The 21,320-nt window shown below is 67.8% G+C and carries 21 protein-coding genes; 12 read left to right on the top strand and 9 right to left on the bottom strand.

Annotated features, from left to right (window positions below):
- Positions 1-239 precede the first annotated feature (239 nt).
- From KRR55_RS02815 to KRR55_RS02805, 3 genes are all read right to left on the bottom strand, one after another.
- Positions 240-1,055: a putative hydro-lyase gene (locus KRR55_RS02815; RefSeq protein ID WP_217387505.1), complete on the bottom strand. Its 816-nt coding sequence runs from the start codon at positions 1,053-1,055 to the stop codon at positions 240-242.
- Positions 1,056-1,124: 69 nt separating this feature from the next.
- A complete protein-coding gene (locus KRR55_RS02810; RefSeq protein ID WP_254455756.1) occupies positions 1,125-2,342 on the bottom strand; it encodes an NRAMP family divalent metal transporter in 1,218 nt (405 codons plus the stop codon).
- A 228-nt stretch (positions 2,343-2,570) separates the two neighbouring features.
- On the bottom strand, positions 2,571-2,864 hold the full coding sequence (locus KRR55_RS02805) for a DUF1540 domain-containing protein (protein ID WP_217387504.1): 294 nt from the start codon (positions 2,862-2,864) through the stop codon (positions 2,571-2,573).
- 242 nt (positions 2,865-3,106) lie between these two features.
- Between KRR55_RS02805 and KRR55_RS02800 the strand changes: the two genes are divergently transcribed.
- Positions 3,107-4,564, top strand: a complete 1,458-nt coding sequence (locus KRR55_RS02800; RefSeq protein WP_217387503.1) for a GuaB1 family IMP dehydrogenase-related protein — start codon at positions 3,107-3,109, stop codon at positions 4,562-4,564.
- 7 nt (positions 4,565-4,571) lie between these two features.
- On the opposite strand, the gene KRR55_RS02795 is transcribed toward KRR55_RS02800, so the two are convergent.
- The 3 genes from KRR55_RS02795 to KRR55_RS02785 form a co-directional block, all read right to left on the bottom strand.
- Entirely contained in the window at positions 4,572-5,066 is a 495-nt protein-coding gene (locus tag KRR55_RS02795; RefSeq protein ID WP_217387502.1) for an Lrp/AsnC family transcriptional regulator, read from the bottom strand.
- 158 nt (positions 5,067-5,224) lie between these two features.
- Entirely contained in the window at positions 5,225-5,677 is a 453-nt protein-coding gene (locus tag KRR55_RS02790) for a DedA family protein (protein ID WP_217387501.1), read from the bottom strand.
- An 84-nt stretch (positions 5,678-5,761) separates the two neighbouring features.
- A complete protein-coding gene (locus KRR55_RS02785; RefSeq protein ID WP_217387500.1) occupies positions 5,762-7,048 on the bottom strand; it encodes an MFS transporter in 1,287 nt (428 codons plus the stop codon).
- A 204-nt stretch (positions 7,049-7,252) separates the two neighbouring features.
- Between KRR55_RS02785 and KRR55_RS02780 the strand changes: the two genes are divergently transcribed.
- Entirely contained in the window at positions 7,253-8,095 is an 843-nt protein-coding gene (locus tag KRR55_RS02780) for a hypothetical protein (protein WP_217387499.1), read from the top strand.
- Between the two features lie 42 nt (positions 8,096-8,137).
- Here KRR55_RS02780 and KRR55_RS02775 read toward each other — a convergent pair whose 3' ends face one another.
- Both KRR55_RS02775 and KRR55_RS02770 read right to left on the bottom strand, forming a co-directional pair.
- Positions 8,138-8,503 (bottom strand): Rieske 2Fe-2S domain-containing protein, encoded by a 366-nt coding sequence (locus KRR55_RS02775; RefSeq protein WP_217387498.1) that lies wholly within the window; start codon positions 8,501-8,503, stop codon positions 8,138-8,140.
- Positions 8,504-8,581: 78 nt separating this feature from the next.
- Positions 8,582-9,793: an NAD(P)/FAD-dependent oxidoreductase gene (locus KRR55_RS02770; protein WP_217387497.1), complete on the bottom strand. Its 1,212-nt coding sequence runs from the start codon at positions 9,791-9,793 to the stop codon at positions 8,582-8,584.
- A gap of 612 nt (positions 9,794-10,405) precedes the next feature.
- On the opposite strand from KRR55_RS02770, the gene KRR55_RS02765 reads away from it, so the two are divergent.
- The 3 genes from KRR55_RS02765 to KRR55_RS02755 all read left to right on the top strand — a co-directional run bounded on the left by KRR55_RS02765 (position 10,406) and on the right by KRR55_RS02755 (position 13,814).
- Positions 10,406-11,266: an alpha/beta fold hydrolase gene (locus KRR55_RS02765; protein WP_217387496.1), complete on the top strand. Its 861-nt coding sequence runs from the start codon at positions 10,406-10,408 to the stop codon at positions 11,264-11,266.
- Positions 11,267-11,497: 231 nt separating this feature from the next.
- A complete protein-coding gene (locus KRR55_RS02760; protein ID WP_217387495.1) occupies positions 11,498-12,307 on the top strand; it encodes an IclR family transcriptional regulator in 810 nt (269 codons plus the stop codon).
- A gap of 175 nt (positions 12,308-12,482) precedes the next feature.
- Positions 12,483-13,814, top strand: a complete 1,332-nt coding sequence (locus KRR55_RS02755; protein WP_217387494.1) for an MFS transporter — start codon at positions 12,483-12,485, stop codon at positions 13,812-13,814.
- 89 nt (positions 13,815-13,903) lie between these two features.
- On the opposite strand, the gene KRR55_RS02750 is transcribed toward KRR55_RS02755, so the two are convergent.
- Entirely contained in the window at positions 13,904-14,533 is a 630-nt protein-coding gene (locus KRR55_RS02750; RefSeq protein ID WP_217387493.1) for a TetR/AcrR family transcriptional regulator, read from the bottom strand.
- A 195-nt stretch (positions 14,534-14,728) separates the two neighbouring features.
- Here KRR55_RS02750 and KRR55_RS02745 point away from each other — a divergent pair, with 195 nt between their 5' ends.
- The 7 genes from KRR55_RS02745 (at position 14,729) to KRR55_RS02715 (ending at position 21,318) form a co-directional block, all read left to right on the top strand.
- On the top strand, positions 14,729-15,670 hold the full coding sequence (locus KRR55_RS02745) for a 3-carboxyethylcatechol 2,3-dioxygenase (protein WP_217387492.1): 942 nt from the start codon (positions 14,729-14,731) through the stop codon (positions 15,668-15,670).
- Positions 15,667-16,473, top strand: a complete 807-nt coding sequence (locus KRR55_RS02740) for a 2-keto-4-pentenoate hydratase (protein WP_254455755.1) — start codon at positions 15,667-15,669, stop codon at positions 16,471-16,473. The genes KRR55_RS02745 and KRR55_RS02740 overlap by 4 nt, the downstream gene beginning before the upstream one ends.
- A gap of 48 nt (positions 16,474-16,521) precedes the next feature.
- Positions 16,522-17,457, top strand: a complete 936-nt coding sequence (locus KRR55_RS02735; RefSeq protein WP_217387491.1) for an acetaldehyde dehydrogenase (acetylating) — start codon at positions 16,522-16,524, stop codon at positions 17,455-17,457.
- A 20-nt stretch (positions 17,458-17,477) separates the two neighbouring features.
- On the top strand, positions 17,478-18,506 hold the full coding sequence (dmpG, locus tag KRR55_RS02730; protein WP_217387490.1) for a 4-hydroxy-2-oxovalerate aldolase: 1,029 nt from the start codon (positions 17,478-17,480) through the stop codon (positions 18,504-18,506).
- 294 nt (positions 18,507-18,800) lie between these two features.
- On the top strand, positions 18,801-20,270 hold the full coding sequence (locus KRR55_RS02725; RefSeq protein WP_217387489.1) for a S8/S53 family peptidase: 1,470 nt from the start codon (positions 18,801-18,803) through the stop codon (positions 20,268-20,270).
- A complete protein-coding gene (locus KRR55_RS02720) occupies positions 20,267-20,848 on the top strand; it encodes an RNA polymerase sigma factor (protein ID WP_217387488.1) in 582 nt (193 codons plus the stop codon). The genes KRR55_RS02725 and KRR55_RS02720 overlap by 4 nt, the downstream gene beginning before the upstream one ends.
- Positions 20,845-21,318: a hypothetical protein gene (locus KRR55_RS02715; protein WP_217387487.1), complete on the top strand. Its 474-nt coding sequence runs from the start codon at positions 20,845-20,847 to the stop codon at positions 21,316-21,318. Before KRR55_RS02720 ends, KRR55_RS02715 begins: the two co-directional genes overlap by 4 nt.
- Positions 21,319-21,320 lie beyond the last annotated feature (2 nt).

The raw sequence follows: 21,320 nt of genomic DNA, 5'->3' as shown, positions 1-21,320 counted from the left end.
AGCCAAGGAAGCGCCCGTTTTGGGGGGAACGGGCACTTCCTTGGCGGAGGATCACGCCGGGGTTCGGGGGGCGAACCAGGACGCGATTCTCACGGGCGTCGACGATGGGATGGTACTCCCGGCAACGGCCCTTTTGGGCGCCAGGGAAGTCCCTGCATGGGGGAGGAGGATATTCCCAGGCGGATCGAGGTCCACGAACCGGTCCCGCGGGACCAGGCTCGTGGAGGGGATGGGGGTTCCTAGGGAACCAGGTAGTTGCTGTCGCGGGCGTCGGTGATGAGCATGTGCCCCGGCGCGTGGCCGATGGCCAGCGCGGGCCTGGACTCCATGACCGCCGCCTGCGGCGTGACCCCGCAGGCCCAGAACACCGGGATGTGCCCGGCCGGGATTTCCACGGCGTCCCCGAAGTCCGGTGCGGAGAGGTCGGTGATGCCCAGCTCCCCGGGGTTGCCGATGTGCACCGGTGCCCCGTGCACCGCCGGGTAGCGCGAGGTGATGCGCACGGCGTCGGCGACCTGCGAGGCGGGGATGGGGCGCATCGACACCACCATGGGCCCTGACATGGAGCCGGCCGAGGCGCTGCGGATGTTCGTCTTGAACATCGGCACATTCACGCCCTGGTCGATGTGGGCGATTTTGATGCCGCCCTCCATCAGGGCGGTCTCGAAGGTGAACGAGCAGCCGACGATGAACGTCACCAGGTCATCGCGCCAGTACTCGGACAGGTCCGTGGGTTCGGCGACCTTCACGCCGTTTTCGTAGACCATGTACTTCGGCACGTCGGTGCGGATGTCCCCGCCCTTCAGCAGGTCCCCGCTGGTCTCCCCCGCGTCCAGCACGCCCAGGATCGGGCAGGACTTGGGGTTGCGCTGGGCGAAGAGCAACACGTCAAAGGCCTGGTCCCTGGGCACGATGATCAGGTTGGCCTGGGCGTAGCCGAGGGAGAAGCCGGCGGTCGGAACCGCCAATCCGTTGCGGAACAGTTCACGTGCCTGGGCCGGTGACAGCGTTGCGCGCTCCCCTGCCCCGGTCGATGGCGAATTGGCGGGTGTCATGGCTGCTGGCGTCCTTTCGAAGGGCGGATTGAAGGGCAAGGTGTTGCCGGGGAGGGTGGGGTACGCGGGTCAGGCCCAGAGCTTGGACAGGCCGGCCAGGGAGTTCCAGCCGAGGAAGAGCGTCAGCAGCCAGGTCACGACACCGATGATCAGCAGCCACTTGGGGTACACGTAGCCCTGCAGCAGGTCGCGGCGGCGCCAGGCGGCATAGAGCAGGACCGCGAAGCCGACGGGCAGGATCAGACCGTTGAAGGCGCCGGCGAAGATCAGCAGCGTCTGCGGCGCCTGGCCCAGGAACATGTAGATGACCGCGCATACGCCGATGAACGCGACGGTGAGCAGGTTGCGGGTGCGTTCCGGGGTGGTGGACTTCGTGATGAAGGAAACCGAGGTGTAAGCGGCACCGATGACGCTGGTCAGGGCGGCGGCCCAGAGGATCACGCCGAAGGACCGCATGCCGATGTCGCCGGCGGCGATGCCAAAGGCCTCGGCCGCCTTGTTGTTCGTGGTCAGCACGGCTCCGCCGGCGACGACGCCGAGGATGGCCAGGAAGAGGAGAACGCGCATGATGCCGGTGACGATAATGCTCAAGATGGAGGTCTTGGTGATGTCGCCGACGTTCTCGATGCCGGCGGCGCCGGAGTCGAGCATGCGGTGGGCACCGGCATACGTGATGTAGCCGCCGACGGTGCCGCCGATCAGCGTGGTGATGATCAGGAAGTTGATGTTCTCCGGAAGCACCGCATTCTTCAGGGCCTCGCCCACCGGAGGTGCGGCGACGATGGCCACGTAGAGCATCAGCAGGATCATGATCGCGCCGAGCAGGACCACGATCTTGTCCAGGGCCATGCCCGCGCGCTTGGAGAGGAAGATCAGGATCGCCACGACGGCGGAAATGATGCCGCCGACCTTGGGGTCGAGCCCCATCATGGCGTTGAAGCCCAGACCGGTACCGGCGATGTTGCCGATGTTGAAGACCATGCCGCCGATGAAGACCAGCCCCGCCAGGACCCAGCCGATGCCTGGGAGCACCTTGTTGCCGAGTTCCTGGGCACGCAGGCCCGAAACGCCGATGATGCGCCACACGTTCAGCTGGACGGCGATGTCCACCAGGATGGAGACGACGATCGCAAAGGCGAACGAGGCGCCGATCTGGACCGTGAATTCGGTGGTCTGGGTGATGAAGCCGGGCCCGATGGCGCTGGTTGCCATGAGGAACATGGCGCCCAGCATTGCGGTGCGCCTGGCTGAAGTGCTGAGCTTCGGTTTCGTGCTAGGAGTGGCCATGATTCCATCCATCGGGTTGCGGGTGACTGCTGTCACAAGTGGGAGCGATGAGAAGTACACTACAGGTTGTTGAACAATCTTGACAAGAGGTTGTTCAACAATTTATTTCGGGCGCCTCCTCCCCCGACGCCGAAGGAAACCCGCGGATTGCCCCCGGACCCGGGCACGACAAGGCCCTCCCCGGCGCCGTGGTTCGCCAGCGCCGGGAAGGGCCCAAACAGTCGCGGCTCAGGCGCCGTGTTCGTACGTGAGACAGTCCGCATTGTCTGCGCCGGGCCCCACGCGCACCGAGTCCGCGGCACACATCAGGTGGTCATTGTGGGTGCATTCCATGCGCTGGCAGGCACCCACCGAGGCCAGGATCTTGGGCAGGCCGCCGTGCACGCCGGTGTCGATGAACGTCGCGCATTGCGCGTGGTCGGCATTTCCGCCAATGGTGATGCCGGAGGCCCCGCAATGGGTGTGGTCATTGAATGAGCAATTGGATACGGAACATTCGGTAACGGGCACGGTGACTGTCATGATGCACTCCTCGAACCGGCGGTCTCGCGGATTTCGAACCGCTCTGGGTACCACGGTAACCCCAAACCCCACCCGGAAATTAGTGCTGTTTATGGGCCCTAATCGGGAGGCTTGCTACCCACGGGTACACGATTGCGGGGGCGCAATTCCGTGCGCTGAACATGCCCGAATCCCGGTCGCGCACCCCGCCCGCGGTGACGTGCCTCACGCGCGCGATGTCCGCGCGGCTGTAGCCTGACAGGGTGAAGTTTCTCAATGATCTGCAGCCCGCACACGACCTGACCTACAACGACATCTTCATGGTTCCCTCGCGCTCGGCGGTGGTGTCCCGGTCCGGGGTGGACCTCACCACGCCGGATTCCGTGGGCACCTCCATCCCGCTGGTCATCTCCAACATGACAGCTGTGGCCGGCAAGCGCATGGCCGAAACGGTGGCCCGCCGCGGCGGGATCACGATCCTGCCCCAGGACATCTCCCTGGCCGCCCTGCAGGACATGGTCGAGAAGGTCAAGCGCGCCCACCCGGTCTTCGAGACCCCCATTGTCGTGGACGTCAACGACTCGGTCTCCACCGCCCTGGCGCTGCTGGGCAAGCGCTCGCACGGTGCGGCGGTGGTGCTCGAGGGACACCGCCCGGTGGGCATCGTCGCGGAAAAGGACTGCCTGGAAGTCGACCGCTTCACCCCGATCCACCAGGTCATGACCTCCGAAATCGTCACCGTGGACAAGGACACGCACCTTGACTCGGTGTTCGAGACGCTCAGCACCCGGCACCTGGGCATGGTCCCTGTGCTCGACGGCGAACACCTCGCCGGGGTGCTGACCCGCAAGGGCGTGCTGCGCTCGGGACTCTACACCCCGGCGGTTGACCCCGCCGGCAAACTGATGGTCGGGGCCGCCGTGGGCATCAACGGCGACGTCGGAACCAAGACCCGCGAACTGCTCGAGGCGGGCGTGGACGTGATCGTGCTGGACACCGCCCACGGCCACCAGGAGCGGATGATCGAGGCGCTGCCGCTGGCGGTCGCGGCCCGCGACGATTTTGCCCAGCGCACCGGACGGCGGATCCAGATCGCCGCGGGAAACGTGGTCTCGGCCGCCGGCACCCTCGATCTGGCCGCAGCCGGGGCCGACATCCTCAAAGTCGGGGTGGGGCCGGGGGCCATGTGCACCACCCGGATGATGACCGGGGTGGGACGCCCGCAATTCTCCGCCGTCCTGGAATGCGCGGCCGCGGCGCGCGAGGCCGGCGTCGAGGTGTGGGCCGACGGCGGGGTCAAGTACCCGCGCGACGTGGCCCTGGCACTGGCCGCCGGCGCCGCCAGCGTGATGGTTGGATCCTGGTTCGCCGGGACCTACGAATCGGCCGGGGACCTGGCATCCGACGGCGAGGGCCGGCTCTACAAGGAAAGCTTCGGCATGGCCTCGGCCCGCGCGGTGCAGCAGCGCACCCGGCACCAGTCGGCCTTCGAACGCGCCCGCGCCGCACTCTTCGAGGAGGGGATCTCGCACTCCCGCATGTACCTGGATCCGCATCGGCCGGGCGTGGAGGACCTGATCGATTCGATCGTCTCCGGGGTCCGCTCGGCCTTCAGCTACGCCGGGGCCGACTCGATTGCCGAATTCCGCGATCGCGCCATCGTCGGGGTGCAGTCCGCCGCCGGCTACGAGGAGGGGCGTCCGCGCGAGGTCTCCTGGTAAATCCGGGCTACAGCCAGGGCACCGCGCCCTGGCTGTGCTCGAAGACCAGCGACGTCTGGGTGGTGGCCACCGCGGGGTTTGCCGAGAGGTTGTCGAGCACGAACTGGCGCACGTCCTTGGAGTCGCGCACCGCGACGTGGATCAGGAAGTCGTCGGCGCCGCCCAGGAAGAAGAGCTGGGTGACCCCGGGCTTGGCGCGCATTTCCTCGGCAAAGCTCGACATGAGGTGGCGGGCGCCCGGGCGGATCTTCACGAAGATCAGGGCCTCGAGTGCATGGCCCAGGACCTCGGGGTCGATTTCCAGGGTGAAGCGGCGGATGACCCCGGCCGAGCGCAGGGCGTTGAGCCGCGCCAGGCAGGTCGAGGGGGCGATGCCCAGTTCCTCGGCCAGCGAGTTGTTGGTGCGGCGGGCGTTCTCCGTGAGCATGCGCAGCAACCCGCGGTCGATGTCATCGAGCTCCACGGGGCCGCCCTGGCGAGGAGTCCTGGTCGTGATGGCCACGTCGATACCCGTCTTTCGCAATAATTCATTGGTTTCCTGAATCCTACCGATGAATATTTGCCCCGCTTCCCGACGCGCTGCAGGAAGGGCAGAGTCGAAGCCCGGAGCCCCGTCGGAATTGCCAGCGGCACGGCGGTCCCGCTGCCCGGGGCCGGTTTTCAGGAGTCCTTGCGGCGGTGGCGGATCCACGCCAGGGTCGCGACGAGAAGCAGCAGTGCCCCGGCGGCAATCCATTGCCAGCCCAGGGCCAGCCAGGCATAGATCACGGCCATGCCCACGGTGGAATAGATGGTCGCCCAGATCAGGCACCCGGCCACCACCGCCGGAAGGTAGCGCAGCAGCGGCATCCGGGCGACGCCGGCGCTGGCGTTGACGGCCGTCTGGATGCCCACGGTCATGAACGAGAGCGGAACGGCAAACACGCCCCAGCGCTGGATGAAGCGCTCGGCGCGTTGGTAGATCGGGCCCCTGAGTAGGTGCTGGAAGCGGGTGTGTTCCACCCCGGCGGCAATGCCCCGCCCGATCCAGTAGGTGATGTTTGCCCGTGCCATGGCCAGCAGGAAAAGGAACGCAAAGGCCCATCCAAACGAAGCGTCGCGTAACCAATCCATGGGAAACAGCCTAGCCGCGCGGGCCCGGCCGCCAGGGCATTGGTGAGCCAGCAGACAGGACCCGGCACCGTCACAGATTTTCGGCTAGGGCACGGAGCGGATGTTCCGCACGAGCATCGCCCCGAAGATGCCGATGATCGCGGCAACGACGAACAGTGCCGTGTAGCCGCCGAGCACCTTCACCGCGAAGAAGGCCAGCGCCGGGGCGATGACCTGCGGCAGCGAGTTGGCCACGTTGATCACGCCCATGTCCTTGCCGCGGGACTTGGCCGAGGGCAGCACCTGGGTCAACAGCGCGAAGTCCACTGCCAGGTAGGCGCCGAAGCCCAGCCCCAGCACACCGGCGCCAATGATCGCGCCGGTGAAGTTTTGCGACACCGCGATGATCAATGCGGAGCAGGCGACGACGATGGAGGAGACGATCACGAAGATCTTCCGCTTCCCGGACCTGTCGCTGATCGGCCCCAGGATGACGGCGCTGATGATGACCATGACCGCGTAGATGCCGGTCAGCACCAACACCCCGCCGGCGGGGTCGGGGTGCTTGACCACGTCGGTAAGGAAGAAGAGCAGATACACGATCGTCATCTGGTTGCCGGTGTTCATCATGAACCGGGTCAGCCAGGCCCACCCGAAGTCGCGGTGGGTCAGCGGGTTGATCCAGAACCCCTTCGCGAACTCCAGCAGGTTGAAGGCGGGGCGGAACTCGCGCGGCAACTGCGGGTCGTTGGACCGCAGCAGGTAGGGGATCACGGAAACCAGCAGGGCCGCGGCGCAGATGATGTAGCCGACGGCGATGTTGCCGGTGATGGCGAAGCCGACCACCGCGCCCAGCAGGATGCCCACGGTCTGGCCCATGGCGGCCAGCCCGCCGATGCCCCCGCGCCGGCGCTCCGGCACGCGGTCCGGGATGGTGGCGGTGACGGCCGAATAGGCGGCGTTGGCGCCGGCCTGCAGGCCGCACCAGCCCAGCAGCATCAGCGCGACGGTCGTGGCCCCGGAGAGCATCAGCAGCGAGGCGGCGCCCAGGATGGCCCCGGCCAGGATCCACGGCGAGCGGCGCCCCATCTTCGAGACAGTGCGGTCGGAGAGCGCCCCGAAGAGCGGGTTGGCCACCAGCGCCACCGACGCGCCGCAGGCGGTGACCAGCGACAGGATGGCTTCCTTCGACCCGGGGTCGATGGACGTTGCCTGCAGCCCGAGCAGCACGTTGATGGGGGCAAAGAAGACAATGTTGATGCCGATGTTGATGGCGACAACCGAGGCGACCCAGCCGCGCTTGACGTCGACGCTCGGCGCGCGCAGGGCCTCGGGAAGCCCGGCCTCGCCGCCGCCGGCCACGGCCGTGGGGTCCTGTGAGTCGGCGGCCATCTAGAGCACGCCCGACAGCATGCCGGCACCGGTGCCGACGACCAGGGAGGCAATAAGCAGCCAGGTGATCAGTTTTACACGTTTGCGAATCGATTCCATGATGCGTTTATCGTAGGCCAGAATTGGCCGCGGTGCCCCCTTGAAGAAGGCGGCTTGCCGCGGTGTGTAGCGGCTTTCACCCTGCGCGCGGCTTAGGCTGGGAGCATGAGCGAAACCGGTTCCAGGGCAGCACTGTGGGCGCCGCGCCACAGCGGCTGGAAGCTGGCGCACCACCTCCTGCCGTCATTTGTGTTGTTTGCCTTCCTGGCCGGCACGGGGGTCTATGCGGCGCTGCATGCCAGCCCGGTGCTGGCCACCGCCCTGGTGGCCAGCGCACTGGCGGTGCTGCTGGGAGTCGCCGCGGCCTTCCGCCGCCCCGCGGCGGATCGTGCCGCGGCCACCGAGGCGGTGCTGACCTCCACGGGGCAGCGCGCCGCGACCCTGTTCCCGATATTCCGGACCTCGGCGCAGTGGGCTGCGGTGGTGATGGGGCTGGCGGTGGTGATCCTGGTGGCCACCGTGGCGCTGGGCGCCAGGCTGCTGATCATGCACAACTACGACCCGATGGTGCTCATCGTCCTGCTGACGATCTTCCTGCTGGGCGTGGGCGTCTACGTGCTCAACCGCGGGATCCGGCTGGCGCGCATTGCCGCGACCGCCCAGGAACCCGGCGTCTACCTCACCCGCAGCCGCATTGTGCTCCACTCCTCGCGCGGCCCGCGGGAGATCTACTGGAACGATGTCGCGGGCATCGAGGCGACCGATCCGGCGCGGCGCCGGCCCCTGGGCAGGCGCGGACCGGCCTGGATCGTGGTGCACCCCCGGACGGCCCCGAACCCCGGGCGGGAAAAGGCCGGGCGGATGGTGATCCTGGTCCACGAGCTCACGGCCAACCCGGATCTGCTGCTGCACACCCTCGAACACTATTGGACCCACGCCGCGGACCGGGCCGAGCTGGGCACCGATGAGGCCCTGGTGCGCGTGGCGAAGTTCCGTCCGGGTTCCTGACCGCGGGATGGCGGCGGCGGGCATTCCGCGGTCGCGGATTCCTCAGGCAGGGGTTCCCGGGTAGAGGAGCACCCGGCCGTTTGCCACCTCGACCCGGTGGGTGCGGGCGTCACTGGTCGCCGGGAGGCACAGCACCTTGCCGTCGCGTAGTCCAAAGCGGGAGGAATGCAGCGGGCACTCGATCTCCTCCCCCTCGATCCACCCCTCGGACAGCGAAGCAACCTCGTGCGGGCATTCGTCGTCAAGCGCGAAGTAGTCCCCGTTCTCGGTGCGAAAGAGGCCGATGTCATCGGGGTGCCCGCTGGTTTCGCTCCCGATAAGCAGCGCGGTGCCCGGTTCGAGCATCTCCGTGTCCCCCAGGTCCACCGCGCGCCGGCCCGTTGCAGCTGCGCCGCCCGTGGAATCCATGCCTTCCCCCGCCCTGTCCGGTTGCGTGCTTCTCCAGTCTGGCCCTGCCCGGGGCGGCGGGGCAAGGGGCAGAGGCCGCTAGCGGGCGAGCTTGCGCAGCGGCACCCCGGGATCGGCGAGCGCCTCGGCCGGGACGATGATGCCCCGGTCGATGATGCGCCGCGCCGCCTTGATGGTCAGCCCGCCGTCGAGGGCCGCGGCCCCCAGCATCGTCCCGTCGGCGGCCACGCGGAAGGCGGCCACCGGCTCGCCGTCGTGGATCCGCAGGATCGTGGTGCCGTCCGCGTTCATGTCCCCCACGCCCTCGACGTGGGTGCCGTGCCGATCCGACCAGAACCAGGAGGCGCCGTGCACCGGCGGCTCCTGGGCGAGTATCGCGGCAGCCGCGGTTGCCCCGGTGTTCATGGCGTGTTCCCAGTGCTCGCCGCGCCGGGCCAGCGTCCCGTCGGGCCTTCGGGTGCGGGCCATGTCCCCCACCGCGTAGACGCCGGGGCGGGAGGTGCGCTGGTTTTCATCCACCAGCACCCCGTTGTCGGTCTGCAGCCCTGCCGCCTCGGCCAGGGCGGTGTTGGGGGTGATGCCGATGCCCACCAGCACCTCGTCGCACTCGATCACCCGGCCATCGGCCAGCTCGATCCGGTGGCCCGTCCCGGTCCGCGTGATGCCCGCGGGCGTGCCGTGGATGACGGTGATGCCGGCGCCGGCGTGCATGGCGTGCAGGCGCCGGGCCAGCTCCGGGCCCACGGCGGGGACCAGCGGCGTCTCGACGGGGTCGATCAGCGTGACCTCGGCACCCAGCGCGAGCGCCGAGGAGGCGACCTCCGCGCCGATGAGACCCGCCCCGACGATGGCCAACCGCGTCCCCGGGGCGATGCTTGCCCGCAGCCGGTCCGCGTCCTGGCGGTCGCGCAGCACCAGCACCGAGTCAAGCTCACCGCCCGGGATCGGCAGCGGGCGTGCGGAGCCGCCGGTGGCCAGCACCAGGCGGTCCGCTTGCAACACTGCGCCGTCCTCCAGCTCCACCCCCAGGGGCTCGAGCGCCAGGGCACGGACCGTGGCCGGGACGAGCCCAATGCGGTGTTCGGCGAACCAGGAAGCGGGGGCCAACTCGATGGCCGCGGCGTCCTTGTCCCCCAGCAGGTAGCCCTTGCTCAGCGGCGGGCGGTCATACGGGATCCCGGCCGGGTCGATGATCTGCAGGCTCCCCGCGTAGCCGCGGGCGCGCAGGTTCTGTGCCACGGTGAACCCGGCCAGGCCGCCTCCAACGATCAGGATGGATTCAATGCTCATGGGTGCTGCCGTTCGGTCGGAGGTCAGTGGCCAGGGAAGCCGCAGGTCTCCCGGAGCGCCGCTTCACCCTCCCATCATCCCGCGCGGGCACCGCGGGACACAAAGCCACACCGCGGCGCGGGGCCAGCGATTCGGCCGCCCGCTAAGACCGGCCAACGGGTACTGGCTCCACGCAATGGGCGGCAATGTCTGGGACCGGTGCAACGGCTGGCTTCCTGCCGAAGTACCAGCGCAATTCTCCGGCGGAGAATCCGCCATCCGACGTGGGCGGGTGATGCGCGGAGTTTCCTCGTAATCTGCCACGATTGGTCCGGCAACCGAAACAGCGTAGCCGCCCGACGCTCCACCACCCCGGAGTCCTCCCGCGGCCCTTGCGGCATTCGCACCGTTTCCCACGCGCTTTCGCCGCGGGGAAGCCCCACCGGCCAGTGGAAAATAGTTGCACCAATGCAAGTCTTGGTGGACGATGGTCAAGTTTTGTGGAGACTACGGTTCCCGCGACCTCCGATTTCGTGCCGCTGGTCGGCACAGGCCATCCCGCGGTCCCCGGGCCCGCGTCTAGGGTGGAGCTAAACCGCCTTAAGGCTCACCGACTGACTCAGGAGTTCCACGATGACCGTCACCCAGATCCCCGACTACACGACCGACGCCTTCTTCGGCCTCGAAGACAAGTGGCTGGAAACGGCCCCGGGCGAAATCACCCACTACCACGAGCTCGGCGAGGGCACCCCGATCCTCTTCCTCCACGGCTCCGGCACCGGCGTCACCGCCGCCGCCAACTGGTGGCTGAACCTCCCCGAACTGGCCGAGTCCGGCCGCTGCATCGCCATCGACTCCGTCGGCTACGGCCAGACCGTCGTGCCCGAGGGCATCGAATACGGCATCAAGGAATGGGTCCGCCACTCCGTCCGTGTCCTGGACGCCCTGGGCATCGACAAGACCTGGATCGTCGGCAACTCGATCGGCGGCTGGGTCGCCATGCAATTTGCCATCGACTTCCCCGAGCGCCTGCTCGGCATCGTCTCCATGGGCACCGGCGGCGCCAAGAAGACCGCGGCGCTCTCCGGCCACGCCAAGCCCGAGCTCTCCGAGGCCGGCATCCGCCGCACCCTGGAGCAGTTCGTCGTGGACAAGTCCCTGGTCACCGACGAACTCGTCTCCCTGCGCTACGCCTCGGCGCTGAACGACACCGCCTCCGACCGCCTCGTCGAGGTCGTCACCGCCCGCGACCGCGACCGCGACGCCCTGCCGCTGGACTTCGAGGTCCTGGGCAAGCTCGAGATCCCGGTGCTCCTGGTCCACGGCATGCAGGACGTCGTCATCCCCGTGAGCCGCACCCACGAACTGCAGGCCGTCATCCCCACCGCCGATGCCCACATCTTCAACCAGTGCGGCCACTGGTCCCAGGTCGAGCGCGCCCACGAGTTCAACCTGGTCATCAAGCAGTACCTCGCACTGCACATGGCCAAGTAGTTTCCCCAGGCAGCCGCCCGCAAGCCCCGCCCGTCCATACCAGGACCGGCGGGGCTTCCGCCTGCCCGGCACCCGCCCGAAACGGGGCCCACATCGCGGCGCCCGTGGGGAAGCAGACCCGCCAGGGTGCGCATCCCCGGTGTTTGACCCACCCGAACTTCCCCGGGACACTTGTAACACGCCCAAACTCGTGGCAATTCATCCGGGCGGAAACGTTGGAGGTTCCCAAACATGTCATTGAGCACAGCACCGCAGCGAGATGAACGCACCGCCGTGGACAAGGCCATGTCACTGCTCAATGCCTTCGGGTCGGATTCGGTGAGCGGTGTTGGTGTCAGCGAGCTAGCCCGGCGTGCAGATCTTTCCAAGTCCACGGCGTTCCGCCTGCTGGGGATGCTTCAGCGCAACGGCGCCGTGGAGCGGGCGGGCAACGCCTACCGCCTGGGCAAGATGATCCTAAGCCTCGGCGATACCCAGGAATCGGCCACGCACGGACGGATGCGCGACGTGCTGACCCCCTATCTCGCCGATCTGTATGAATTGACCAAGCAAACCGTGCACCTGGCGGTGCTGCAGGGCACCGACGTCATTTACCTGAACAAGCTCTACGGGCACCTCCAAGTCCGCAGCCCCTCCCGGATCGGCGGGAAGGCGCCTGCCTACTGCACCGCGGTGGGCAAGGTCCTGCTCGCCTTCGACCCCACGAGCGCCGACGAGGTGCTGCGCGGCGAACTGCCGGCCTGGACACCGCACACCATCACCGACCCGGAGGTGCTCCGCCGGGAACTGTCCACGATCCGCCAGGAGCATGTGGGCTTCGACAGGGAAGAAATACTGACCGGCCTGAACTGCATCGCCGCGCCCGTGATGGGCCCGGCAGGCAAACCGGTGGCGGCGCTGTCAATCTCCGGCCCCACCGGAAAGTTCGTGCCCGATTCCCAATCCGAGGTCTTGCGCAAGGTTTGCTACGCGGCCTCGCGTGCCGTCGCCGCCGTCAGCGCGCGCCAGCGCCAGCAACTGCGCCACGCGCAAACGGCCTAGACGGTCGACTCCGGCTCCTGCCGTTCCCCGCGAACGAATCGCTTCTGCCGCCAGCCTTCGATTGCATGTGTTCTGAATAACGTTCCGCCTGACGGAACGCCGTTTTGGTGCGCCCGATCACAGCGGCCATGGTTGTGTCATCCCCCTCAGCAATTTTTCTTTTTTCGGAGACACGTTGACCCAGACCACGCATCCCGTTCATTCACCGGCCGCAGCAGGCACTTCCGGCAAGGACTCCCGCCGTGCCCTGGTCTCCAGTTTTCTGGGCTCGTCAGTGGAGTACTACGACTTCCTCCTCTACGGCTCGGCCGCCGGACTGGTATTCCCCTACCTGTTCTTCCCCGAGACCATGGACCCCGCCGTGGGAACCGCCCTTTCCTTCGTGATCCTGCTGGCCGGCTACGTCGCCAGGCCAGTGGGCGGCATCATTTTTGGTCATTTTGGTGACCGCTTCGGTCGGAAGAACATCCTTTTCATCACGCTGATGATGATGGGCCTGGTGTCGGTCTGCATCGGGTTGATGCCCACCTACCAGACCATCGGCATGGCCGCCCCGGTCGCCCTGGTGCTGCTGCGCATCATCCAGGGCCTGGCCGTGGGCGGTGAATGGGCCGGCGCCACCCTGATGGCAGCCGAGCACGTCGGGGAAAAGAACCGCGGCATTGCCGCCTCCGTCGCAGTCTCCGGCGGTCCGGCCGGCGCGGTGCTCGCCACCCTCGTGCTTGGACTTTTTGCCGGTTTGCCGCGCGAGGAGTTCCTGGCCTGGGGCTGGAGGATCCCGTTCCTCTTCTCCGTGGTGCTGGTCATCATCGGCCTGTACATGCGCTACCGCGTGACAGAGTCCCCGGACTTCCTCAAGGCCCAGGGCGAGAACGCCGCGCCAACCGGCGCCCCGATCCTCCGCGTGCTGCGCGAGTACCCGCGGGAAACGGTCCTGGGGATTCTCGGCATCGCCGGTCCGCTGTTCATGCAGGCCTTGATGGGTGTCTTCATGGTCCCGCACGTGGTTGCCACCGGTGCCATGACCCAGCAACAGGCCCTGATGATGTTGACCGCCTCGAACTTCCTGCACATCTTCGCCATCCCGTTCTTCGCCTGGCTCTCGGACCGGTTCGGCCGCCGCCCGGTGATGCTCGCCGGGGCCGTGATCTCGGTGGTCTTGGTATTCCCGATGTTTGCCCTGTTCAATTCGGGCAGCTTCTGGCTGATCGCCCTGGGCTTCATGGTCGGCAACCCGATCATCCAGGCCTCGATGTATGGACCGGTCGGCGCGTTCCTGGCGGAGAAGTTCGACACCAACGCCCGCTATACCGGCGTCTCCCTGACCTACCAGGTCGGATCGGTCCTCGGGGCGGGCACCGCGCCTCTGATGGCCCAGTGGCTGATCGCCCTGGACAACGGCGGAGGCACCAACAACATCGCGTGGTACTTCATCTTCCTGATCGTTGTTGCCGCAGTGTGCGTTTACCTGTCCAAGGAGACCCGAAGCAGGGCCGCGAGCGACTAGGCGCTCCAGGCTCCAGGCGGCGGCATCCCGACACGACGATTCGTTCTCGGGGGGCCGCCGCTTCTGCACATGGACTCATTTCCGGCGGATTAGCGCGATACAGGATGCAGCAAGGCGCCGAAAATCGCACTGGCCCGGATCACTGCCGATTGCCAGTCGCGCGCGAATTCCTCCGGGTCCTCGGTGAACGCATAGCGGGTGATGGTCCCGGCCAGCAGCACCAGGGCGTGCTGCGCGCCGGGATCGTTCGGCAGTTCGTGGGCCAGCAGCGCCGCCTGGTGGGGCTTGAGCCGCTCGATCAGCGCGGTGGAAACCAGCTGCTCGGCCGCCTGCACGTGGACGTGGGTGCGCCGGCGCAGCTCGGGAAAGGCGCGCACCATTTCGCGCCGGCGCCTAAATCCCTCCCCCGCCTGCGTGCTGGTGTTCAGCACGGCCGCCAGCAGTTTGGCGGTGCGCGGCAACACCGCCAAACTCGAGGAAACAAAATCCTCCCAGTCGGCCTCCGGGAGCCACGGATCGCGGGTGCCCAGCACCGCATCCTCCTTGGTGGGGAAGTAGTTGAAGAAGCTGCGCCGCGAAACACCGGCCGCCGCGGCCACGGCATCAATGGTCGTCGCCGCCAGGCCCTTTTCCAGCACCAATGCCACCGCCGCCTCGTGGATTTGCGTCCACTGACGGCCGCGCCGGGCGGAGCGGACGCCCTCGTTGATCTGTTCCATGCCTAAATTATGCACTAGTGCACGCTTTTGCTCGATGAACCAGAGCGCAATTTTCGCGGGATTCAATGGCGCTGCCCGCAAGACAACAAATGTTTCGTGCCGCTGAATGGAACATCGGCGTGCCTTCGTGCGGCGCATGGGATGGAATGAATGCAAGCAAGATCTTCTAGCCGCCGATCGAATGGAGCGCCAGGAATGCAACAAGCACTGATCGCCATGTCGCACTCGCCCCTGCTGGGGCACACGAATCCGCCCGAAGACGTCAAGGCAGCGGTCAACGCGGCCTTCGAGCAGGTCCGTGCCTTTGCCAAGGACTTCAACCCGGATCTGGTCGTCAATTTCGGCCCGGACCACTACAACGGCTTCTTCTACGACCTGATGCCGCCGTTCTGCGTGGGCTACGAAGCGCTGGGCACCGGCGACTACGACTCCTGGGCCGGGCCGATCAACGTCCCGACGAACGAGGCCGAGAAGCTGGCCCAGTACATCATCGACCAGGACATCGACACCGCAATCTCCCGCAAGATGGAGGTCGACCACGGGGCCGTGCAGCCCATGGAAATCATCTTCGGCGGGCTGGACACCGTCCCGGTGATCCCGATCTTCGTCAATTCCGTGGCCCGCCCCTTCACCAAGGTCTCCCGCGTGCGCAAGTTCGGGCAGGCCGTGGGCGAATACTTCAAGGACTCCGACAAGAAGGTCCTGTTCATCGGTTCCGGCGGCCTGTCCCACGACCCGCCGGTCCCGCAGATCGCCACCGCCACCGAGGCACAGCGCGCCATGCTGACCAACGGCCGCAACCCCACCCCGGAGGCCCGCGCCGCCCGCCAGGCCAACACCATCAACACGGCCATCAAGTTCGCCGCTGGCGAGGCAGACATCATGGATCTGAACCCCGAATGGGACCGCGCCTTCCTCGAGGTCTGCAAGTCGGGGAACGTCGAGGGCTTCGACGCCTACACCGCCGACGAGATGGACGCGGTCGCCGGGCACTCCTCGCACGAGGTCCGCACCTGGGTCGCCGCCTACTCGGCGCTGCGCGCCTGCGGCGAATACGAGGTCAACTACGAGTTCTACAAGCCGATCAAGGAATACATTGCCGGCTTTGGCGTCACCACCGCGGTACTGAAGAAATGAGCGAAACCACCATGGGCACCGAACGCACCCAACTCCTCGAATCCCTGGCCGCGGACCTGCTGACCGCCACCCAAACGCTTGAACCCATCGCCCCGCTGCGCGACCGCGTGGAAAACATGGACGTCACCGATGCCTACCGCATCCAGGACTCCCAGCTGCGCGCCCACCTCGCCGCCGGCCGCGTGCTGGCAGGGCGCAAGGTCGGGCTGACCTCGCTGGCCATGCAGAAGCAGCTCGGCGTGGACTCCCCGGACTTCGGCTTCTTCTTCACCGACATGGTGCACCACGAGGGCGCGCAGATCGCCGCCAACACCTTCATCTCCCCCAAGGTTGAACCCGAATTCGGCTTCGTCCTGAAGGAAACCCTGACCGGCCCGGGCGTGACCCGCGAGCAGGCGGCCGCCGCGATCGGCGAGGTCTACGCGGCCATCGAGATCATCGATTCGCGCGTCGCCAACTGGGACATCCGATTGGTCGACACCGTCGCGGACAACGCCTCCTGCGGCGCAATCGCCGTGGGCACCACCCCGTTGGATGTGAAGGTCGAGGACCTCGGCTCGATCGAGTGCTCGCTGCTCATCGACGGCGAAGTGCGTTCCACCGGCACCGGCACCGACGTCATGGGCGATCCGGTGGCCCCGCTGGCGTGGCTGGCCAACGTGCTGGGAGAGCAGGGCGTCTCCCTGGAAGCCGGACAGCTCGTCCTACCCGGTTCCTTCACCGGCGCCCTGCCGGTGATCGCCGGACAGTCGGCCACCGCCGATTTCGGGCCCCTGGGCTCGCTGAGCATCAACTTCGTCTAACCCCCACCCTTTTTTCTTCGATACCTTTTCTCAGGAAGTAGCAACCCCATGGCCAAGAAAACAGCCGCCATCGTCGGCTCCGGCAACATCGGCTCCGACTTGATGTTCAAGATCATGCGCCGCTCCACCAACGTCGAGGTCAAGTACATGATCGGCGTCGACCCCAACTCCGACGGGCTGGCCCGCGCCAAGCGCCTGGGCATCACCACCTCCGCCGAGGGCGTGGACTGGCTGCTGGCCCAGGACGAGCTGCCCGACTTCGTCTTCGAATGCACCTCCGCCAAGGCCCACGAGGCCAACGCCCCGAAATACAAGGCCGCCGGCATCCACGCCATCGACCTGACCCCCGCCGCAGTGGGTCCGTACCTCGCCCCGGTGGTGAACCTGGAAACGCTCACCGACACCATGAACGTGAACATGATTACCTGTGCCGGCCAGGCCACCACCCCGATCGTCGCCGCCGTTTCCTCCGTGGTTCCCGTTGAGTACGCCGAGATCGTCGCGTCCATCGCCTCGAAGTCGGCAGGCCCGGGCACCCGCGCCAACGTGGACGAATTCACCGAGACCACCGCCAAGGCCCTGGAGGTCGTGGGAGGTGCCAAGCGCGGCAAGGCCATCATCATCATCAACCCGGTGGAACCACCGATGATGATGCGCAACACCATCTACTGCATGATCCCCGCCGAAGCAGCAGCACCCGGCGCCACGCAGGACGCCATCCGCGCGGCCATCGATGAGGCAGCCGCCTCCATCCGCGACTACGTCCCCGGCTACGAGCTGCGCCTGGAACCGCAATTCGACGAAGCCCGCGAGGACTGGGGCGGCTTTGGCCGCGTCGGCATCTGGGTCCAGGTGGCGGGCGCCGCCGACTACCTGCCCGAATACGCCGGCAACCTGGACATCATCACCGCAGCAGCCACGCGCACCGCGGACCTGCTCTCCGACAAAATCGACGCCGCGCGCACCAACGCGCTGGCCAACTAGTAGGAACGGGGAAGCACATCATGACTGCACCCATGAACACCACCTTCGACATCCGCCTCACCGACACCACGCTGCGCGACGGTTCGCACGCCATGAGCCACCAGTTCACCGAGGAACACGTCCGCTCCGTGGTCCGCGCGCTGGACGACTCCCGCGTCGAGGTCATCGAGGTCACCCACGGCGACGGCCTGGGCGGATCCTCCTTCAACTACGGATTCTCCAAGACCCCGGAACTTGACCTGATCAAGGCAGCGGTTGACGAGGCCAAGCAGGCCAAGATCGCCGTGCTGATGCTCCCGGGCCTGGGCACCATCCACGACCTCAACCAGGCGTACGACGCCGGAGCCTCCGTGGCCCGCATCGCCACCCACTGCACCGAGGCGGATGTCTCCATCCAGCACTTCCAGCACGCCCGCAAGCTCGGCATGGAAACCGTCGGCTTCCTGATGCTCAGCCACCGGGTCACCCCGGCGGAGCTCGCCAAGCAGGCACGCATCATGGCCGACGCCGGCTGCCAGTGCGTCTACGTGGTCGACTCCGCCGGCGCACTGATCCTTGACGATGTCTCGGACCGCGTTGCAGCATTGGTCGCCGAGCTCGGCGACGACGCGCAGGTCGGCTTCCACGGCCACCAGAACATGAGCTTCGGCGTGGCCAACTCGGTGTTCGCCGTACGTGCAGGTGCCAAGCAGATCGACGGCACCCTGATGGCGCTGGGCGCCGGTGCGGGCAACTCCCCCACCGAGGTCCTCGCCGCAGCGTTCGACCGCCTGGACATCAAGACCGGCGTCGACATCCAGGGCGTCATGGCCGCGGCCGAGGACGTCGTCAAGCCGTTCATCACCCGCATGCCGGTCATGGACCGCGCCTCCATCATGCAGGGCTATGCAGGGGTCTACTCCTCCTTCCTGATCCACGCCGAGCGCGCGGCAGAACGCTATGGCGTCCCGGCCTACCGCATCCTCGAGGAAATCGGCAAGGCTGGCTACGTCGGCGGCCAGGAAGACATGATCGTGGACGTCGCCGTGCAGCTGGCCGGCGCCCGCTAAGCACCACCGACACGCACGGGTCCGCCCTGTGGGATGCCATCATTGGTGGCACCCCGCAGGGCGGACCTTTTTGCTGCCCGACTCTCGCCGGGCCTCTGCCCGGCAAGGGGCCGGCCTCCCGCAATGCCGGCAACGAGGTCTTTCCCCGCCGGTTCACCGGCGCAAGGTGCCCGGATCGGGCGTAGGATTCGACCATGTTGGAATGGCGCCGAGATGTTCCCTTCCACCATGGATGTATCACCGCCGAGCCAAGCCCCTCCTAAGTCTCAGGAACACGATCTTGAGAGGACCACCATGACCGAGCCCATGGCTGTCGCCAGCAATCCCTTCCCGCAGATCGACCCGCTGGTCGCAGCGGCCTGGAACCTTCGCGCGGTGGTCCCGCCCGGAGGTGGGGCGAGCGCTTACGTGGCGGATTCCCTGTTGATCTCCGCGGAGCCGGGCGAGCTCGCCGGCCGTCTCGACACCATCAACAAGGTGGCAGGGGAGCTGGGGATCAAGGTGGAGGCCACGCCGCTGGGCATCGCGCCCGGGGATGAGCGGGCCCCGGTGAAGCTCGCGCCGCCGATCGGCCGGCTCGTCCTGCACGGCGAACCGGAGGACGTCGACGCCTGGCAGGTGCTCGGGAGGCTGCGCCGGGCAGGGGCAGAGGCCGGCGTGGCCCTGGACCACGCGATGGTCGCCACCCCGTACTACGCAGGGGTGCCCTACTACGCGGGCGTTCCCTACTACGCAGGCGTCGCCGGTGCCCCGGCCACCAGCTACGGATCGCCCGGCATGGGCGGCCGGACCCCGGTGTCGGTGGTGCTGCCGGACCCGCTCGTGGGCCGCCCGCGCACCAAACGGGCGCCCGTGGTGGTCGTGCCCGACACCGGCCTGGAGCAGCACCCGTGGTTCCAGGACCCGGCGACCGCGACCGCCGAGGTCCACGTCGACGGGCACCTGCTCGGGCGCCACGGGACGGTCCCCGGATCCGCGGTCCCCGAACCGGTGCGCAACCCGCTGGACGGCACGCTGCCGCCCTTCGCCGGCCACGGGACGTTCATCGCCGGGATCATCCGCCAACGCTGCCCCGAGGCCCGCATCCTCGGCATCCCCGTCATGGCAGACGACGGCGTGGTTTCCGAATCGTGCCTGATTGCAACGCTCCAGTCGCTGCGCACGCGCCAGCTCTCCGCCCTTGCAACAGGCGACCAGGAAAGCCCCATCGACGTGCTCAGCCTCTCGCTCGGCTACTACCACGAGACCCCGGCCGACCGGCTCGCCGACGCCCCGCTGCGCGCGCTGCTCGAGGACTTTGGCCGCTTCGGCGTCCTGGTCGTCGCCTCGGCCGGCAACAACTCCACGACCGCCCCGATGTACCCTGCCGGGTTCGCCGCCGGACCTGCGGCCGCCGGGCTGCTGCCGATCGCCGGCGTCGGTGCGCTGAACCCGGACGGCACTGTCGCCTACTTCAGCAATGCCGGGCCGTGGGTGAGCTGCCACCGGCCAGGAGCGGCACTGGTCTCCACGATGCCCACGCACTTGCGCGGGGACAGGCAGATGATCGCCGCGCTGGAGAATTCCGGGCTGCCGCGTGCCACGCTTGACCCCGACGACTTCTCCGGCGGCTTCGGGGTCTGGAGCGGCACGTCCTTCTCGGCCCCGGTCCTCGCGGCCGAACTCGCACGCGCCCTGGCCGGATCCGCCGCACCGGATCTTGCCGAACGCCTCGAGAGCGCCTGGGCGGCGCTGGGGAGCACGCTGGGATGGAAGCGGCCATGACCGGGGCCACGGGCCTCGTCGAGGAGGCCGCAACGCTGTTCGAGGAGTTCCGCAACGGCGGGCGCGGCCGGATTGAACCCCTCGTGAGGCTGCTGAACCCCACCCTGTGGCACCTGGCCCGCGCCTGCCGGCTCGAGCCCACCGATGCCGAGGACGTCGTCCAGACCGCCTGGCTGAGGCTGGTGGACCGGGCGGACACGATCCGGGACCCGCAGACGGTGCTCGCCTGGCTGGGCACCACCGTCAGGCGCGAGGCATGGCGCGTGGCCCGCGAGCGCGGGCGCACCCTGCCGTGGGAGGAGCCGGACCCCGGAACCGGACCCCGCGATCCCGGACCCGGACCGGCCGAGGCCCTGCTGCGCGACGAGGCCCAGCGCACGCTCTGGAACCACGTTTCCCGGCTAAACCCCCGCTGCCAGGCCATCCTGCGCGTCGTCAGCCGCGGCGGACCGCCCGACTACGCCGCCCTCTCCGCGGCGCTGGGCATCCCGGTCGGGTCCATCGGCCCCACCCGCGGCCGCTGCCTGGACGCGCTGCGCACTTTCCTCGCCTCCGACCCCACCTGGAGCACACCATGAACGAGAACCACGAGCAACCCCTGGACGGGCTGGACGCCGCCATCCTGGAGAGTGTCGCCGAGCTCTTTGACGCGATGGACCCGCCGCCGCCCACGCTGGACGACGGCGTCCTGTTCGCGCTCTCCCTCGCCGCCCTGGATGCGGAGCTCGCCACGGCGCTGGAGGAAAACCTGCCGGCGCTGCGCGCCGTGGATGCCAGCCCCACCGACTCGATCACCTTCACCAGCTCGGCCCTGCAGCTGATGGTGCGCAGCACTGAGGACCAGGACGGCGGGCTGCGCGTGGACGGCTGGGTCACCGGCGGCGGCCTCCGTGTCGCCCTCTACGCGGACAGGACCGCCCACTGGGCCACCTCGGATGCGCACGGGCGCCTGCTCTGGCGCTCGATCCCCCACGGCCCGATCCGTTTCCTCCTCCAGCCCGACGACCCGGAGGCCAAGCCCGTCCTGACTCCGGTGGTCGAGTTCTAGGG

The sequence above is a fragment of the Paeniglutamicibacter quisquiliarum genome (assembly GCF_019084045.1).
Classification (GTDB): Bacteria; Actinomycetota; Actinomycetes; order Actinomycetales; family Micrococcaceae; genus Paeniglutamicibacter; species Paeniglutamicibacter quisquiliarum.
The sequence above is the reverse complement of the archived record's forward strand: the minus strand, read 5'-3'. Positions and strand labels throughout refer to the sequence as shown.